This window comes from Paenibacillus sp. FSL E2-0151 (genome assembly GCF_037993015.1).
Taxonomy (GTDB): Bacteria; Bacillota; Bacilli; order Paenibacillales; family Paenibacillaceae; genus Paenibacillus; species Paenibacillus amylolyticus.
In genome coordinates, this window is the sequence record NZ_CP150308.1 from 3,567,532 (window position 1) to 3,586,259 (window position 18,728).

Genomic DNA, 18,728 nt, shown 5'->3' on the forward strand with positions numbered 1-18,728 from the left:
TTCATCAATTGAGAATGATTATAATTATCATTTACGAGATTCGACATTTGCTGTATACTGACAATAACTATTTTACATAATGCATAAATAGAAAATTAAGGATTCAAAAGGGAGAGAATTAAATGTCTACACACTTTAAAAAAGGAATGTTATTTTGTTTTATTGCTGCACTTGTTGTTGTACTTGCAGCCTGCTCCAATAATAGTGATGGTAGCGATCAGGCAAACAATAACTCGCAACAAGCAGCGAAAAATGTTGCAACAGATGAGAAGACATCGGATGCAGAGACTTCAGCACCTGCTGAAACAACTTACCCGGTAACCGTTTCAAATTATACAACAGAGAACGGCACATGGGTGAAGAAGGATCAAACGTTTGACAAGGCACCTGAACGAGTAGTTGCCAATACCCAAGGTGCAGCCGAGCTGATGATTCGCCTTGGTTTGACAGACAAACTTGTAGGTGTAGCTGCGTTGTTTGGTAGTGTACCTGAAGATATTGCTGACGAGTTTAAACAAATTCCTGTGCTTGCTGAAGGCTATGTAGGTAAGGAAGTGACGATAGGGGCTACGCCTGACCTGGTTGTAGGGCGTGGTGGATTGTTTGAGGATGCGGACTGGGGTGTTGGTACAGTAAGCAGCTTGAATGATATGGGGATTAAAACGTACGTACAAAGCACCAGTGTTCCTGATGCATCGTTAGATAGTCTGTATCAGGATATTACTGAATTAGGTGAGATATTCAACGTACAAGCCAATGCAGCGGCATATATTGAGACGCTTAAAGCACGCGAGAATGCCTTGTCGGCCCGAGCTAGCTCTGAAACGATCAACTATGCATCATTTTCGGATAATGGTGATGGAACCATTGGAATTTACAACGGAAATGGTGATACGTTTATTGAAAGTGCAATGTCATTAATCAATATGCATAATATGCTGATTAATGAAACTGGCACACTCAGTCTGGAGAAGTTAATCGAGATTAATCCAGATGCAATGATTATTTCGAGGTATGCAGGTGGTATTGATCCAGAAGAAACGATTAAAAAGCTGCTTGCCAACAAGCAGGTGCAAAACATTAACGCAGTTAAAAACAAAAAAATCTACATTATCGATTTCAACAACTTCTGGGGTTACGGGGATTCCATCTTCACAGGTGTTGAAGGACTCGCTGATGATCTCGAGTTGTAATGAAGCCAAGGACAAAAACATAGTACCATTAAAAGTCGCTATTTTAGCGGCTTTTTTTGTTTATCAGGGACCGAATTCCTGTCTAAAGCTGATCAAACTTTTATTGGAACATAACGTTACTATTGTAAGATTAAAAATTACATGAAGTGGGTGAATCGCTGTGAGAATGAAGCATTTGAAAAAAGTAGTTGTCGTTGCATTAGTGATGTCGGTGTTATTACCATTGGGGGCGCAAAAATCTGAAGCAGCATCCAAATATGTTGATTTGGAAATTCAGTGGGCAGACGGTCGTATTAACCATGTTCAGACGTTAATCAAGGATGGAGTCACTTACGGAAGTTTTTTCTCACTCGGTATTAAGGCAGGCCTAGTGTGGGGGATGGAAGATGATAATACGGCCGTACTGAAGAGCAGTCAGAAGCATATTGTTGTGCACTTGGGAAGCAGCATTGCCGAGGTAGATGGTCAAAAAGTAGATATGGGCACAGAACCTGTGTCGTATATTAGTCACCTTTATGTACCCATTAGATTTCTTGCATCTGCTTTGGACGGGGAAGTGACTCATCAAGATATGAAAACGAACAAGGTAACCGTGACTGGATTGAGCAATTATACTGATACTTTTTATGGCAGCAACATGGGTTACACCTATGTCATTCGCACTGCAAAAGGAGACCTTGAGATTACGAATGCTTCTACTGGACAAAAGAGTTTGATACCCTTAGGGATCAAGGACATGAATGTGAATACTCATGATCTTAAAATAAATTTCAAGAGGAGTCCCCAAAATCTACTTATTGTCATCATTGAACACACTAATCGAAAAACGGAAGACTACGATCTTTACACCTTGGTATTCAAAAATAAAGGTCTGATTCGCAAATCCATTGCTCACGGGGTAACGGACCAGCAGGAAATTTTGAATTCAGATAGTACCATTCAACTCATCGATGACAACAGTATACGTATTATTGAAGATGGAAGTGGTAAAGTACTTGAAGTCCTTTCTCGTTGAATAGATATCTGATCCGATATTCATGAATTTCATCCCTCACCAACTGATTTTAATACAAACATCTCAAAGAGCCGCTGATCAGAGTGATCAGCGGCTCTTGCATATTTCTTCCCGAATCTTTTCAAAACTAGTTGACTTGTGAATTTATTATCAGTATAGTGTGAATCAGTTCACACTATACATTAAGGAGTAGTCTATGCCAAAAAATACTTTCTTTCGTTTAGACGAAGCAAGGCGCGAGGAAATATCGAATAGCGCTATGCATCTTTTTGTTGATAATCTTTACGAGGATATAACTATGAAGATGGTTTTGGATAGTTTGTCCATGCACCCCGGAACATTTTATCGGTATTTTGAAGACAAAGATGACCTTTATTGTCACTTAATACGTATTGTGACCCAGAAAAGAGCTACATACTTCAGTAACAGTAATGAAGATTCCCTTTACAGCTATTTCCTTACTGGCTTATTTGGTAACGTTAATGGCATGGTGACCGAGCCACTGAATGAGTTGGAAATCAAACTGACTAAAACATTTTCATATATTCCTGAGGACATTTTGCTGAAAGTATATGTGAATGTGTTAAAGGGCGAGTCATTCCCCATGATCAAGGACATTTTACGCCGAATGAGGGTTGATGGATATCTCCGACCGGATGTTGACGACGATCTGATCTCTTTTATGTTTGAGTCAATGCAGCTTAATTTAATCTTGTTTTTTAGGGAATTCGATATTAAGGACTCTGAGCTGCAACATAAGATCAGCAAGTACTTTGCTGAATTTATGGGTCATGGGCTGCTTGAAGATCATAAATATTCTGAAATGGTTAGCGATCTTAAGGGGGAAAGAAAATGAAAACCTATGACGCATTTCCAGAACCAATTGGGGGCTATACTGTCGGTCGAACCCAGATGGATTTTGAGTACACGGCATCAGATTACTCCAAAAGAGAACTGACCGCTTTTGTGTACTATCCGTCTGACAGTAGCGAAGGTAAGACTACATCAACGTACATGTTTCCTGAAGTCTACGAGATGTTTAATGAGCAGCCACTTGTCAATGCGTTGAAGGATGTTTTCTCTATAGATATCAAGACCCAGTGTTACGACGACCTTGCTCTTTCCGGGAAGGAAAAGCGCTATCCAGTGTTATTCTATGTTTGCGGCGGGGGCGGATCTCCAGAATGGGGGACAGTGCTCTGTACAGACTTGGCAAGCATGGGGTATGTTGTGGTAAGCATCGGCCATCAGAATAGCACGATGTATAAACGTAAAGATGGGCGCCTGTTTAATGTATCAAAGGACTTTTCGGATGTCATTACAGCGTTTGGTGAAGATCCGGAGATGCTGGCGTTGGCTGGTAAGATGGAGATGCGTCCTGACGATGAAACTGCCATTGAGATGTGCCGTAACGTGCTTGCACTACCGATACTTTCCAAGATAACAGAGTATAGTGAATTACAGGCAGAAGATGTAAGGTATGTAGCCGATTATCTTTACAAACTGGACTCTGGAGAGCTGAATTCCATCTTTAAGGGCAGATTGTTGCTTGACATCGGCATGGGTATAGTCGGACATTCCTATGGAGGGCCTACGACGGCGATGGTTTGCCGTGATGATGACCGGTTCACCTGCGGGATTGGTTTGGATAGCGGTGCGTTTGGACTTCTTGACAGCGATCTTAAGAAACCTTTCTTGTTCCTGTTTTGTGAACCTAACTATAATATGAATGCGATTATTGGCGCTAACAATAGCATGGAAACCTATTATTTCTCAGTTGATCGTGTTGCACATTTAGATTACTGTGACATCGTGTTTACCAGTGTTAATGAGGAACTCAGAGGTGAACGGGATGTTATGGAGATGCGAAATATTGTTACAGACTATGCGAAGAACTTTTTTGATCATTACATACTGCAGAAGGCAGCAAGTGTGGAAATTCTGGCATACGATGGTGTGGAATTGATCAGGAAGACCAGCAACAAGTGACATAACCGAGAGTTTGCTGATTAATGTATGTCGAAGAGCTAGCCGTACAGACGCAGAGCCGATAACCCCATTACGGGGTTATCGGCTCTCTGATATTGCAAATTAACTTCCTGGTTCCAATAACTGACGCTTATTCGGCCTTAGTCCCGCCAGTGTTTACTTCGCTTCTAGGCTCCATCAACATGATATGACATTCCTTTTCGGCGGAAGGTTTGATCTCGACTCCCTTAGGGACAATATACATCTCGCCCTTGGAAATCTTCACTTGCCCATCACGAAAATCAATTATCATTTCCCCCTCGAGCACAAAAAATAACTTGTCAGTCTCCTCATGAACATGCCACTCAAAATCTCCAGCAATCTTAACGATCTTAAATTGATAGTCATTCATTTCACCAATGAGTTTCGGAGACCAAAGATCGTTTAATTTCGAAAATTCCTCATTTAATTTAATAGCTTGATAGTGCATCGTCATTCCTCCTGTGTATTAATCCTATATGTTCAGTATACTGATTTAAGCTTTGGTATAACATGGATGCCTATTGAAATCAGGATGGATTATTGATGAACTTCAGACGATACTCCGTAGGAGAAATACCATATTGTTTCTTGAACACTCTGCTAAAATAAAAGGGGTCAGCAATGCCAACGGTCTCGGCAATCTGTTGTACAGACGCATCACTTGCCAATAACATTTGTTGTGCCATGTTTATACGATATTTCAATACATATTCTGCTGGACCCATACCTGCATGTCTTCTAAACACGTAGGAAAGTCGATTTCGATTAATATTATTTTGTTCTGCAAGCGATCCGACAGTCAGATTTTGATCATAGTATTCTTGGATATAGGTAGAGATCCGTTCGAATAAAACATCTGTTTCACAACTGTTTTGCCTATGATCAACACATATTAAGGTCTCATTCAGTACATCGCGAAACAGCATTTCGGTCTGAAACTTTGAAATACCTCCACGCTGGTTATACACATGCCAAAGACGCATGATTAATTCGATCAGACGTGGAGACTGACCCGTTGATAATTCAAAATGCTGATGGGAAAAGCTTGTCTCTTCGAGGTCCGAACTACATATTCGGTATAAAACGAGGATATATTCCCAGTCCGTTCTATGAAACACGGTTTGATCCAGTTTCATTTTCGCGCCCCCATGTACAACTTTTCCTGGTGAAAAAATATAGGGTGTACCATCAAATTGAAATTGTATTTTTCCTGTAAGAGGAAATACAAATCCAGGAAAAGAATCGGTATAGTCAGCCTGGGGAACCCCTGGATTTCTAGCATATCGATATACGCCTTCTACTTGAAAAGGAATGTGTGCAAAATGCGCTGCTAACTGATTAACGTCTACTTTCACATTACGTACCTCATTTCAAAAGTGTTTGCCAGTCATTCTAAGATAAATCGTTGTGCACCTTACTCCAACATTATTGATAACGATTATCACTGTCAACATATATAATGAAAAAGAAAGCTCTTTTTTACATATGGGCAATAGAATCCATCTTGTGTTAACATGTGCACTAACTAATCCAATTGTTTGCTTGAGAAGGGGAACCCATGTCAATTCGAATAAAAATGCTGCTGTCCTTTACGGGCATGCTTGTTATAAGTCTACTGTTCATCCTGCTTACGGCAAGTCTGTATACGATTGCGGCCACAGGGGATCTACAGAGTTTCCGTGATATATACAAGGTACATTATCAGATCAACCCCCTGACTGAACAGGGAGAATCGATCTTTCAAGAGATGAAGTTTCTGGCCAAAAATGACCCGGACGACCTGCAGAACAAGGTTTTGCTGCGTGAATATGATATGAAGCTTCGAGCTGAGAAGTCAGGGCTCTATATCAGACGAGAGAATAGTCAGATCTTCGAATCACTGACCTTCAACCAGCCAGAACTGAAGCAAGCACTGCCTGCCTATGATCTTAACAATTATCAGATTCGGAGCACCTTCAATATTGGTGAGCGATTTTACGCGTATGCAAAATTTGATTTTCAATATTCAGATGGGGAACGGGGGAGTATCTTTGTCATTCGTGAGAGAAGCCCCTTTGCGGAGCTTACTCGCAAGTTGCTGCCTGTGATGTCATTCCTGCTTATTGGCGTCCTCATCATTGCAAATCTGCTCTTGTTCCGCTGGATCACGCGCAGCTTCATTAAACCCTTGAATCAACTACGAAGTTCAGCCGAACATATTAAGGATGGCAATCTATCCTTTAAACTTCAGCTAAACTCCAATGACGAGGTTGGTCAACTTAGCGAAGCGTTTGAGAGCATGCGGAATCAATTACAGCTCTCCTATGCGTTACGTCAGCAGGACGAAGTGAACCGCAAAGAGCTTATCTCCAACATTTCGCATGATCTCCGTACGCCGATTACCAATATCAAAGGGTATATTGAGGGTATTCGTGACGGCGTGGCTAATACTCCGGAGAAAATGGAGAGTTATGTTAATATCATTCACTCCAAAGCAGTTAGCATGGATAAGCTGGTGGATGAACTGTTTTTGTATTCCAAGCTCGACTTGAACCAAGAGCCTTTCCTGTTTAAAGCAGTTGATCTCGCTGATTTCCTTGAAGATAGCATCGAAGAGCTGAGATATGATCTGGAGGACAAAGGTGTTGCCCTGGATTGGAATAACCAGGTGTCTGGTCCCGCTATGGCTGCTGTGGATCCGGAGAAGTTAAAACGTACCGTTGTTAATGTGGTGGATAATGCACTCAAATACATGGAGAATGAACACAAACGATTCGAGATTACACTTCAAGCTGATGAGAAATGGATTACGATGGGCTTTAAAGATAATGGCAGGGGAATACCTGAAGAGGCACTGCCTTATATATTTGAACGCTTCTATCGTGCAGAACAATCCCGGAATTCCTCAACGGGCGGAAGTGGGCTCGGGCTGGCAATTGCCCGCCAAATCATTGATGGACATGGGGGCTTTATCTGGGCAGAAAGCCAGCCCAATGATGGCACGAGTATATATATCAAACTGAAACGGCTGAATGAAGAGAGGAACTAATGAGTTATGGCAAACATTTTGATCATTGAAGACGAAACAACGATTGCGGAACTGGAACGGGATTATTTTGAGCTCAACGGATTTTCCGTGGATCTCTGCCATACTGGAGATGGAGGTCTGAAGCAGGCACTGGAGGGGGACTATAATCTGATCATTGTTGATCTGATGCTTCCTGGACTCGACGGCTTCGAATGTTGCAGGCGCATTCGCGAGGTGAAGGAGGTACCCATCCTTGTCGTTTCCGCGAAAAAGGAAGAAATCGATAAGATCAGGACATTTAATCTGGGAGTGGATGATTTTATTACAAAACCGTTTAGCCCAAGTGAATTGGTTGCACGAGCAAAGGCTCATTTGACCCGATACGAGAGACTACTTGGCAAAAACAAACCAGCTGAGCAGGATGAAATCCACATTCGCGGGCTTCACATTGACAAAGGATCACGCCGCGTTTTTGTTAATGGAGAAGAGGTGGCGATTACAACCAAGGAATTCGAGTTACTTGTATTTCTTGCGAGTCATCCCAACCGTGTATTCAGCAAATCAGATCTGTTCGAGCGGATCTGGGGCATGGATTCCACCGGAGACATTGCAACGGTTACTGTCCATATTCGCAAACTACGCGGCAAGCTGGAGACAGACCCCAAAAATCCGGAGTATATTGAAACCGTCTGGGGTGCAGGCTACCGGTTTACTGCATAAGTTTCGTGAAAATTTAGAGCCAGTTTATATTTTGTTAATAACTTTAGCCTTGGGAGTTTCTTTTTGTCCTCTATTCTATAGATACAGGCAACTACAACCTATAGAGGAGGAATTCAACCATGAATTCTACAACCCGCAAAATCGCTACATTTCTAACCATAACTGCATTAGGTACAGCAGTGTTCCCGTTAACTGCGAATCAAGTACATGCAGCTACATACGTTACTAACATTGCGGCAACAACCACACAGCTTAATCAACAACAGATTGAAGCTGCTATCAAGGATCTCAATAGCTTGGGGATCATGAACGGGTATGCAGATCAATCTATGGGTGAACATCAAGCAATTACTCGTGCGGAGTTAGCTTCATTGGTTTTCAAAACGTTTAATTTGGAGAGCAAGAGGGGAGAAACCGTAGAATTGACGGATGTGAATCCGAATGCATGGTATGCGCCATATGCGTCAAAGCTTGTTGAACTTGGCATCATGCAGGCTAACGATGGACAATTCAATCCGCAAACTCAAGTGTCGGATGCTGAACTCGAACAGGTCGTATCCAAAGCGATGCAACGTGATGTAAAGTCCGTTCACCATTGGATGAGCGAGTTCTACTCCGAGAACGGTACAGCAACGCGCGGCGAAACAGCAGTGCTGTTGCAAACTGCACACCAAGCTATTCCTTCGGAGCAAGCTCAAATCAAGAGCGTTAGATCACTGAATGCCATTACGTTAATTGTAACTTTTGACAAGCCGCTGACAGCAGCGAATGAAGCTTTTGCCAAGGCACAAACGGACTTTGCGTTTAGTGGCGGGTTGACGTTAACCAATATGCCCCGTTTGAAAACAGGGTCAATCGCGACTTACATCGTTCCAACGTCCGTACAAGATGCTAGTGAAGTGTACAACCTGACTTACAAAGGCCAAGACGCTGGTTCCTTTGAAGGCAGTGGTACGAAAATAAACATGACAACGGTTAGTCAAGTAACGAATGATACATTCGAGATTGAAGCATTGCAAGTGAACAGTGTCGTGGATTATGGTTACATCATTTCGGCTTACAGTGGTGGTCGAGGAGCTAATGCATTCGTGCTGAATGATCAAGAGCAAGCAGGAGGCAAAACGTATCAGATCATCTCTTCCATGCAGGCAAGACAAGTTGTAATTACGCCAGAAGGTGGCGAGCCTATCGTTGCCAGATATGTTCCGTTCACGCAATCCACAGATGGCAAACAAGAACCGAAGTTCCGTTTGCCTGAGGGACAAACGCTGAAATCAGGTGTCACATATACGGTTTCTTCGGATTGGGCCAACATCGAAAATGCTTCATTTACGGCGAAATCGTTTGATCCACTAGTGGTTGCAAGTGCTCAAGCAGTGAGCGAAACCTCCATTGAAGTTACACTTGACCAGGACCCTGGGGATGAACTGTTCTCTGGTCGAAGTGTAACGTTAACTTCACCTAGCGGGGATGTTCTGACGGCCACTTATAAATATTCAAGTCGAAAAGGTGCGACGGGTGTATTCGACCTAACAAATGATGGAAAGTTGACTCCGGGTACTACGTATACAATAAACCCAGTTGGGGATTGGAGTATCGCTTCTTCGGTCACCTTGACACTGGAGTAAAGGAGGCAGTATGAGTAAAACGCTGATTATCGTTGTCCTGATAAGCAGTATGTTGATCGTTCAAGGTTGCGTGCCTGAAATGAGAAACGACTCTAACGTGGAGGAAAAGGCCATGACTTCAGCAGATGAACAGCTGTTCAAGGCAGTAGAGGACAGCGATACTGAACGCATCGAACAAATGATTCAAGCAGGTGCCAATATCAATGCTCAAGATCAGAGTGGACGAACCGCTACAATGATTGCAACTTACAATAATGATCTAACATCGGCTAAAGTGTTAATTGAAGCGGGGGCAGATGTGAATATACAGGACGATATGAAAAATACCCCGTTTCTGTATGCTGGTGCTGAAGGATACTTGGATATTTTGAAGCTGACAATCGAGGCGGGAGCGGACCCAGCGATAACAAATCGATATGGAGGGACAGCACTTATTCCAGCTTCGGAGCATGGATATGTGGATGTAGTGCAAGAACTACTCACTCAAACTTCGGTGGATGTGGACCATGTGAATCAATTGGGATGGACAGCACTACTCGAAGCGATCATTCTTAACGATGGCAATGCTCGGCAGCAGGAGACGATACAATTACTCATTAATCATGGAGCAGACGTAAACATATCGGACCGTGATGGGGTGTCACCACTCAGTCATGCGAAGAATAATGGCTTCAAAGAAATTGAAGCCATTTTGGTACGAGCTGGTGCGAAATAGAACCCTTTTAGGGTGAATAAAGAAACAAACATGTTGAGATATATGTAAAAATGGTTTTCATGGAGCGCCTGATTCCTTCTATGCTGAAGGGCAGGCGCTTCATTCAATCCATCTTACGTGTATGAAACTGGCATAGTCTTAACATGACATGATTAGATACAAGAACGAAGATCTTAAAAATTGAATATCTCTGCTTTAAAGTTTGCTATAGTTTACCACCATGCTTCCGGATAAAATGGAAATACCAACCATGTAAGCGCTATCTATTATTGCGCTGATTATACATGTTGGAATCATTCATGGAGGTGTGTGATGAAGAGGAAGTCTTGGTATACTTTGGCGGTAACTGGTGTCATCTCTTTGTTTTTTTCGGTAAGCGCTTTCGCGGGTTATGTGTTCTGGGAACCTCTAACCTATTTTAACGCAAGTACATGGCAAAAAGCGGATGGGTATTCCAATGGGAACATGTTTAACTGTACGTGGAGGGCTAACAATGTTAATTTTACAAGTGACGGCAAGCTTAAGCTTGGTTTGACCAGCTCTGCACAGAACAAGTTTGATTGCGGAGAGTATCGTACCACGAATACGTATGGGTACGGCTTATATGAAGTCAGTATGAAACCTGCCAAGAACACAGGTGTAGTTTCCTCATTTTTCACATACACAGGGCCCGCACATGGCACCCAATGGGATGAGATTGATATCGAATTTTTAGGAAAAGACACAACCAAAGTTCAGTTTAATTATTATACCAATGGGGTTGGTAATCATGAGAAGATTATCAATCTAGGTTTTGATGCATCCCAAGGTTTCCATACGTACGCATTTGACTGGCAGCCGGGACATATCAAATGGTATGTTGATGGTGTATTGAAACACACGGCAACCAGCAATATTCCTAAAACACCCGGAAAAATCATGATGAACTTGTGGAATGGAACAGGAGTAGATAGCTGGCTCGGTCCTTATAACGGGGCTAATCCGCTCTATGCTGAGTACGATTGGGTTAAATATACGAGTAATTAAGCAGACTGAAGCAGCCGTTAGCGGCTGCTTTTTTCTATTTTCTGGTATTGTATTTATTCAATATATGTATTCAATATCCAATATCCTAAATTAATGCAATAAATGTTGCAATATTAGTATGGGCATAAATATCAAAAATTCATTATGATTAACCTGTAAGCAACATTACATAGACTGGGGGAACGAAGTTGGACACAAGTAAAAAGAGACGAGTAGGCAGTTTGGTCATGATCGGTGTATTGGCCCTATCTGCAGCCTTGAGTGGGTGTAGTAACGGGAGCGATAAGAAAACTGAATCGAGTACACCAGCGACAACGTTGGAGCTCAAAAATGGGAAGTATGATCCACCAGTATCCATTACGTATTTACGACCATGGGGTCCAGACGTGAAGTTTAAGTCAGGCGAGGATCAGGATAACAACGTCCATACAAAATGGGCCAAGGAGAAACTCGGAATTGAGTTGAAAAACCAGTGGATATCTCCATCCACCAATAATGCATTTGAGACAAAACTGCGTCTATCGCTTGCTTCCAATGCGGACATGCCGGACATTATTTCGTATCGCGGCGAATTCAATCTGGTGCGTGAATTGATTGAGTCCGGAAAATTTGTCGATGCGGGCGAGTTGTTTGACAAATATGCCAGCGACACATGGAAAGCAGCCGTAAACGAAGATCCTTCCGTATGGTATCCATACATGCAAGATGGCAAAAAGATCGGTATTCCGATTCTGGACTATTCCTATAATGGTGATCCTGTCATGTGGATCCGTGAAGACTGGATGAAGAAATTCAATCTGGAAGCACCTAAAACGATAGATGATCTTGAAGTCATTATGGAAACGTTTACGAATCAAGATCCGGATGGCAATGGGAAGCAGGACACTTACGGACTCACCATTGGCTTCAAGAACTGGCTGAACACATGGATGTCAGAAGCTGGGTGGGTATTTGGCGCTTATGGTACAATGCCAAACCAATGGAATCTGACGGCAGATGGAAAACTTGAATACGGTTCCGTTACACCTGGTGCAAAGCAGGCTTTGGCCAAATTACAGAGCTGGATGAGCAAAGGGTATATCCCGGAAGAAGCCGGCGTGTATGATGAGACAAAAGCAGCTGAAGAATTTACTGCCGGAAAAGCAGGTATTGTGGTTGGTCCTCACTGGATGCCATCCTGGCCGCTGGAGGATGTGAAGAAAAACAATCCGGAGGCTGAATACAAGGCGTATCCAATTCCTTCTGGTCCAAACGGTCAAGCAGGAAGACATGGTACGTCAAACGGAAATGGCGTAGTTCTAATTAACAAAGACATGAAAAATCCGGAAGCCTTTTTCACCTATCAGAACTATCTCTTTGATCACTATGCGAATCCTAAAGAGGGCGATGAGTTTGAGCATGGATTTGCGGAAGGATACGATTGGGTTATGGTAGATGGGAAACCATCAACCGATGCAAGTCTTACGGGGGGTTATGCTCCCGAGAAGTACACGTTGACTTTTGATGGAGCGCGTATTCCCAATCTAAGTATGACAACACTTGCCAAGCTGGCAAGCGGTGAAGAAGCAACTACACCATTTGAGAAAAAAATCAAATCAGGTGTACCAGTACCTATGCTTGATGCAGCCAAGATTGTTTTGGATCAAAAGGATATCGTGTTCAATCAAATGTTTACCGGTGCACCTTCAATGACGATGCAGATGAACAATGACATTTTGACGAAGATGGAGAAGGATACCTTCTCTCAAATTGTATATGGCAAAACCTCTGTGGACGCGTTCGACTCATTTGTTGAGAAGTGGAAGTCTTCAGGCGGAGATCAGATTACGAAAGAAGTTAACGAGTGGTATGATTCCGTGAAAAGCGGAAAATAGGATGACAAAGGGCTGGCTGAAATGATTCATCCCGGCCACATAAGCACCAAAAAGGCATTGCAGGAGAAGATCTCCGGCAATGCCTTTTTGTATTTGATATGGAGAAGGGGAAACCGGAGAGATTACTAGAACGTCAAGTCTGGTCTGTGTACTCTCTTAAACCGGCAGATTTTCCCGATATTCCTGCGGTGTAAGATCATAAAATTTCTTGAAAACTCGAATGAAATATGCGGTATTGTTGTAACCGACAAGTTCTGCAATCTCAAACACTTTGGCGGTTGATGTTCGCAAATGATAGGCTGCTTTCTCCATTCTTAACCGGTACACATAGGCAGTAAGTGCTTCACCTGTCTCCGCCTTGTATACCTTGGACAAGTACACTGGATGCAGATGCACATGGTCAGCAATTGCAGGCAGTGATACATCACCAGCCAGATGAAGGTCGACAAAACTTTTGACGCTGCGCACAATGGTGCTGTGATTGTCTCTAAGCTCTTGTTCAGCATCATCTCGTATGTAATGAAGTGTACGGACGGACCAGTCCTGTAGCTGCTGCGCAGTGGAATAGCTGGGAGCTTGAAAGTAACGATAGGACTCTGCTGGAATCAAAGAAGAGATTTGTTTGCCATTTTTATGAATGATGTACGCAAACGCGCCCGCTATAGCAAAATACACCTCAAAGGTTGACTCGGCAATATCATGATGTTCATTGGAATGCAGCAGTTCCGCAAAAATGTGTTCGATTTTCTGTTCCACATCCTCAAAGCGACCAGCTTCGAGCAGGCTAATCAACGTTGGTGGCTGATACAGCGACCTGATCGTATGTAGAGGGTTAGCATCCGTTTCATCGGAAGCGGTGACAAACAAACCTTGCACCTGACCCATCCGTTTACGCATGGACATAACCGTTCGCTCATAGAGTTCTCCAATTTCATGGGGAAACTTGCCCCAACTGGAGACCGAAATGGAGATAGCACCTTTCAAGTATAACTGAACATTGGTTTGAATCTGGGCAGCATACTGCTCAAGCAATGTCTGAGGCGTCTCACTCCTGCTGTAACTCATCGTTGTGGAATGTTTCATGCTTACCAGAACAACAATGTAATCATGCACGTCTCGTGTGTGCCAGATATGAAAATGATTATGCATCACTTCACTTATGATATTACATATCGCATATTCCATTAAAGCCAGGTCGCCGTGTGCCATATCGGATAGATGTTTCTCCATACGAATAATCAGCATGCCGAGATCTTCTCCTACGGAGTAGGGAAGCTCCAGCAGATCAAGCTTGTCTGCCAGCGTCTTCTGATCATAGACTTTTCCAGTCAGCAACTCATGCAGCATCGTGGATTGAAGCAATGGCAGATGATCCTGAAAGGCGTGTAAGGCTCTTTGATGAGATGCTGCGGTTTCCCACTTTTCTTTAATTCGATGAACAAGACGTTGCACGGATTCGATGAGATCTTCATCACTAACAGGTTTCAGCAAGTAATCAAAGCTTTCCTGTGCAATGGCCTGTTTCGCATATTCAAAGTCGGCGTGACCTGATAAAAGAATTGTCTGCACATGCGGCCACTTTTCATGAATCGCTGTAATTAGTGCAATGCCTGACATTTCGGGCATACGTATATCCGTAATTACAATGTCAATATCGTGGTTGTCCATAATTTCCAGCGCTACTGCACCGGATAAGGCTTCATGAACTGTACCGATCCCGCAGCTTTCCCACGGAATGGTCTCTGCCAGCGTTTCCACGACGGAACGTTCATCGTCAACTAGTAATATTTGCAGCATGGGTCGTTCACCTACTTGTCTGTATTGTCGTGCCATGTGATGTTAACTTTAATTCCACCCATTGAAGACTGTTCATAGGATAGTCCAGATCCTTCACCGTACAGAAAAGACAAACGCTGATGGACATTCCATGTACCACATCCCATATTCTCATCCAGCGGTTTAAGAAGATTATCCCTCAGATGATCAAGCTGTTTCTCAGACATACCAAGCCCGCTGTCCTCCACGATAATCGTGTACACATCATCCTCGCAGTCCGCATAGATTTTAATCTTACCATCCACCGATTTGGGCTCCAGACCATGAATAATAGCGTTCTCAATAATAGGCTGAAGGGTTAGTCTGGGAACTGTTTTATCTAAAATATCATGGGGCACGTCGATTGTAAAATGCATTCGTTCCAGACGAAGTGACTGGATTTCCAAATAATTTTTGACCATCGTCAGTTCTTCACGAAGCGTGGCTTGATCCTTTTCGGACCTGGTTATGTATCGGTAATACTCCCCCAGATTCAGTGCCATGGCTACCACGGCCTTTTCATTTTTCATTCGGGCCATGTTCTTGATATAGAACAGGCAGTTATATAGAAAATGCGGATTAATCTGCGATTGTAACTGTTTGAGCGTGGCTTCCCGACTTCTTAATTTCTCCTCATATACATTCTCGATTAATTCTTGAATTCGTTGAGCCATGATGTTGAAACGTGCAAATAACAGGCTGAACTCATTGCGTGCAGAATGATGCAGCCGAACGGAAAAGTCCCCGGTTGACAAGCGATTCGTCCCTTTCACCAACTGTAAGAGTGGAAGCTGCACACTTCGGTAGAGTGTATATAATACAACAACGCTCATCACGATCAGAACGGCAATTGAAGCGTAAAAAAGATTTCGGCTGCTCGTAATCGGTTTCAAAATCTGCTGCATCGGCACATAGTCAACATAATACCAGCCCAGGCTCTTGGATTGAATATAGGAGACGTAATATTCCGTTTTGTTCAACGTTGTGCTGAATCCGCCGCTGGCTTGCAGTGTTGCTTCTTTCAGAGAGGGCAGGATGGCATTCAGGGTTTCCTTTCCAGAGCTATTGCTGATTAAACCATAGTCGGGATGGAACATGAATGGATCGCCCTTATTGTTTAACTTGTTTTGATTAAGAAGTGCAGTTAAGTGATGAACTGGAAAACTGATTTTGGTAATCAATCTGGCTTTGCCAGGTCTCGCCATCGCTGTCGTTGGATCGGTAGTGTACCAGATAAACTGATTGTCAGCATAGGTCCAGGATTGCGAGAGAGGCTCCTTAAATTCATCATCCCTGTACGGAATGTAAGCATAATAATCCGTTGATATCACTTTTTGCATCCTTGGGAAGTATAGTGTGATGGTCGAATGCCATTTGCTTGCTGCGTTGTACAGATTCATTTTCTCCAGAATGGCACTTCCAACTTTCACACGTTCATAGGGAATGTCCTTGTAGTCGGGACGTTGATATTCCTGAATACTCGAATCTTGCCCAATAGACATCCCATACAATGACAGTTGGTAAATGTTGGATTCTACTGAATCAGCAAATGTCGAGAGATGATTCATCGTATTGTTCTGAATCTCGTGTTCGATAACACGCACGCTTTCCCGGTTCGAGTATGTATAGAGAAACAGCACCAGAATAAGCAGCATCACAAACAACAGTGTAATTTTGGTAAAGACATTCAAGCGTGTGAACAAAGTCCAACCTCCTTAATCTTATTAAAATATTGATATCGTTGTTGCAATATTAGGATATAGATCACAAATTTCCATTGCTATAATTTTAATATACAAGTTCACGATGACTTGTAAAATACAAAATTTAGAACATGGGGGATGCAGGAGTGAAGGAACATACGTTAGAAACGCCGCATAAACGGCGCTCCACCAGGGTTAAACAGCGCTGGAATATGCAACGGAACTGGACCTTGCATATGATGCTCATTCCAGCTGTATTGCTGGCACTGGTGTTTCAGTACATACCGATGGGCGGCATTGTAATTGCTTTTCAGGATTTCAAACCATACTTGGGATTTTCTGAATCCAAATGGGTGGGTTGGGACAATTTCCGATATTTATTTTTATATCCGGACGTAGGTCAGGTGATCTGGAATACGTTGGTCATTGCATTTTTCAAAATCATCGCAGGACTATTCGCTCCATTCCTGTTTGCCATTTTGCTCAATGAAGTACGCTTGACGGCATTCAAGAGAGTAAGTCAAACGCTTGTGTATCTACCGCATTTCCTATCATGGGTTATTCTCGGTGGTATTCTGCTCGATATCCTGTCTCCTCAGGGCGGCATGGTCAACCAGCTTGTCGTAGCCTTTGGAGGAGAACCGATCTTCTTCCTGGGAGACGGTACATGGTTCCGGATAACGCTGATCCTCAGTGATGTGTGGAAAGAATTTGGTTTTGGTACGATCGTATTTCTGGCTTCTCTCTCAGGAATTAATCCTGCGCTCTACGAGGCTGCCGAGGTGGATGGGGCCAACCGATTTAAACAGACGCTGCACATTACGATTCCGGCATTAATGCCGATTACAATCGTACTGATGACACTCTCTATCGGCAATATCCTGAACGCCGGTTTTGATCAGGTATTCAACTTGTACAATCCACTTGTGTATGACAAAGGCGACATCATTGACACCTTTGTATATCGACTCGGAATTCTGAACGGGAAGATGAGTTTTGCCACAGCAGTAGGGTTGTTCAAATCTGTGGTTGCTACCATTTTGATTGTTATATCTTACAGAATGGCTTACAAACTAGCTAATTATCGAGTTTTCTAGAGAGGAGAAAAGGGCTTGTATTATAAAACAAAAGGATACCGCATATTCAGCATCGCTAACTATACTTTTCTTGGGATATTATCGATACTCTGCATTTTACCAATTATTCATATATTGGCTGTTTCATTCAGCAGTATGGCGCCAGCATCATCAAACCTGGTTACCTTCTGGCCCATCGGGTTCACAACGGACGCATATGTGAAAACATTCGGGAATTCGAACTTCATCAACTCCTTGATCGTATCACTTAAACGGACTGTAATTGCAACGATCATTGGTATGGTCATCATGCTCTTAACCGCATTTCCGTTGTCGAAGGAAGATATCAGTTTTAAAGGTCGCTCCTTATATACGTGGTTTTTCGTATTTACCATTTTGTTCAGCGGCGGTTTGATTCCAAGTTACATTCTGATCCAGAAGCTTGGCTTGATGAATACAATCTGGGCGCTTATTCTGCCTGGCGCACTGTCCGTGTGGAACGTTATTCTCATGATGAACTTCTTCCGCGGTCTGCCTAAAGAACTTGAGGAAGCAGCTTATTTGGATGGAGCAGGTCATATCAAAACGTTGATTCTGGTCTACGTACCGCTTTCACTTCCAGCTATCGCAACCTTGTCCTTATTTACGATGGTGTATCAGTGGAACTCCTGGTTCGACGGCATGATCTATATGTCTGATATTAAAAATTATCCACTTGCTTCTCTATTACAGACCATTATTGTTCAGCAAGATCTCAGCAAAATCAACGTCGATCCTTCCATGTTGGAGAATATCTCGCAGCGAACCGTACGCGCAGCACAGATCTTTATCGGCGCGCTTCCGATCCTGATGGTATACCCGTTTTTACAACGATTCTTCGTTAAGGGGATCGTTATTGGAGCAGTCAAGGAATAGGCTATGCAAATGCAAGGATAACTGAGCTGAG

At 43.0% G+C, this 18,728-nt stretch carries 16 protein-coding genes; 12 read left to right on the plus strand and 4 right to left on the minus strand.

Translation table 11 applies throughout. The features are described 5' to 3' along the window. The first annotated feature begins 122 nt into the window (after positions 1-122). The 4 genes from MHI55_RS16190 (at position 123) to MHI55_RS16205 (ending at position 4,197) form a co-directional block, all read left to right on the plus strand. A complete protein-coding gene (locus MHI55_RS16190; protein ID WP_036615655.1) occupies positions 123-1,193 on the plus strand; it encodes an ABC transporter substrate-binding protein in 1,071 nt (356 codons plus the stop codon). A 166-nt stretch (positions 1,194-1,359) separates the two neighbouring features. Beyond that, positions 1,360-2,208, plus strand: a complete 849-nt coding sequence (locus MHI55_RS16195; protein WP_101313825.1) for a copper amine oxidase N-terminal domain-containing protein — start codon at positions 1,360-1,362, stop codon at positions 2,206-2,208. Positions 2,209-2,404: 196 nt separating this feature from the next. Further along, complete coding sequence (locus MHI55_RS16200) at positions 2,405-3,064, plus strand: TetR/AcrR family transcriptional regulator (RefSeq protein ID WP_076253116.1); 660 nt, start codon at positions 2,405-2,407, stop codon at positions 3,062-3,064. Beyond that, positions 3,061-4,197: a choline esterase gene (locus tag MHI55_RS16205; protein WP_076253117.1), complete on the plus strand. Its 1,137-nt coding sequence runs from the start codon at positions 3,061-3,063 to the stop codon at positions 4,195-4,197. Before MHI55_RS16200 ends, MHI55_RS16205 begins: the two co-directional genes overlap by 4 nt. 130 nt (positions 4,198-4,327) lie before the next feature. Here the strand turns inward: MHI55_RS16205 and MHI55_RS16210 are convergent, their stop codons facing one another. After that, a complete protein-coding gene (locus MHI55_RS16210) occupies positions 4,328-4,666 on the minus strand; it encodes a cupin domain-containing protein (protein WP_076253118.1) in 339 nt (112 codons plus the stop codon). Between the two features lie 79 nt (positions 4,667-4,745). Further along, positions 4,746-5,573, minus strand: a complete 828-nt coding sequence (locus MHI55_RS16215) for an AraC family transcriptional regulator (protein WP_076253119.1) — start codon at positions 5,571-5,573, stop codon at positions 4,746-4,748. A gap of 203 nt (positions 5,574-5,776) precedes the next feature. On the opposite strand from MHI55_RS16215, the gene MHI55_RS16220 reads away from it, so the two are divergent. The 6 genes from MHI55_RS16220 to MHI55_RS16245 all read left to right on the plus strand — a co-directional run bounded on the left by MHI55_RS16220 (position 5,777) and on the right by MHI55_RS16245 (position 13,188). After that, complete coding sequence (locus MHI55_RS16220) at positions 5,777-7,246, plus strand: HAMP domain-containing sensor histidine kinase (protein ID WP_076253120.1); 1,470 nt, start codon at positions 5,777-5,779, stop codon at positions 7,244-7,246. A 6-nt stretch (positions 7,247-7,252) separates the two neighbouring features. Beyond that, positions 7,253-7,945, plus strand: a complete 693-nt coding sequence (locus MHI55_RS16225; RefSeq protein WP_076253121.1) for a response regulator transcription factor — start codon at positions 7,253-7,255, stop codon at positions 7,943-7,945. Positions 7,946-8,064: 119 nt separating this feature from the next. Continuing rightward, positions 8,065-9,573 carry an S-layer homology domain-containing protein gene (locus MHI55_RS16230; protein WP_076253122.1) on the plus strand — a complete coding sequence of 503 codons (1,509 nt, stop codon included), beginning with the start codon at positions 8,065-8,067 and terminating at the stop codon, positions 9,571-9,573. 10 nt (positions 9,574-9,583) lie between these two features. Beyond that, positions 9,584-10,288, plus strand: coding sequence for an ankyrin repeat domain-containing protein (locus tag MHI55_RS16235; RefSeq protein ID WP_076253123.1), 705 nt, complete (start codon positions 9,584-9,586; stop codon positions 10,286-10,288). Between the two features lie 312 nt (positions 10,289-10,600). Further along, the gene (locus tag MHI55_RS16240) at positions 10,601-11,314 is read left to right on the plus strand and encodes a glycoside hydrolase family 16 protein (protein WP_036615630.1); all 714 of its coding nucleotides are present in this window, start codon (positions 10,601-10,603) and stop codon (positions 11,312-11,314) included. Between the two features lie 188 nt (positions 11,315-11,502). Beyond that, complete coding sequence (locus tag MHI55_RS16245; RefSeq protein WP_036615629.1) at positions 11,503-13,188, plus strand: extracellular solute-binding protein; 1,686 nt, start codon at positions 11,503-11,505, stop codon at positions 13,186-13,188. Positions 13,189-13,344: 156 nt separating this feature from the next. On the opposite strand, the gene MHI55_RS16250 is transcribed toward MHI55_RS16245, so the two are convergent. Both MHI55_RS16250 and MHI55_RS16255 read right to left on the minus strand, forming a co-directional pair. Further along, positions 13,345-14,985 (minus strand): response regulator, encoded by a 1,641-nt coding sequence (locus MHI55_RS16250; RefSeq protein ID WP_036615627.1) that lies wholly within the window; start codon positions 14,983-14,985, stop codon positions 13,345-13,347. An 11-nt stretch (positions 14,986-14,996) separates the two neighbouring features. Next, positions 14,997-16,706 (minus strand): sensor histidine kinase, encoded by a 1,710-nt coding sequence (locus MHI55_RS16255; RefSeq protein WP_083684762.1) that lies wholly within the window; start codon positions 16,704-16,706, stop codon positions 14,997-14,999. Between the two features lie 212 nt (positions 16,707-16,918). Between MHI55_RS16255 and MHI55_RS16260 the strand changes: the two genes are divergently transcribed. Both MHI55_RS16260 and MHI55_RS16265 read left to right on the plus strand, forming a co-directional pair. Then, complete coding sequence (locus tag MHI55_RS16260) at positions 16,919-17,803, plus strand: ABC transporter permease subunit (RefSeq protein WP_100527900.1); 885 nt, start codon at positions 16,919-16,921, stop codon at positions 17,801-17,803. Between the two features lie 15 nt (positions 17,804-17,818). Continuing rightward, positions 17,819-18,697 carry a carbohydrate ABC transporter permease gene (locus tag MHI55_RS16265; RefSeq protein ID WP_017688354.1) on the plus strand — a complete coding sequence of 293 codons (879 nt, stop codon included), beginning with the start codon at positions 17,819-17,821 and terminating at the stop codon, positions 18,695-18,697. Positions 18,698-18,728 lie beyond the last annotated feature (31 nt).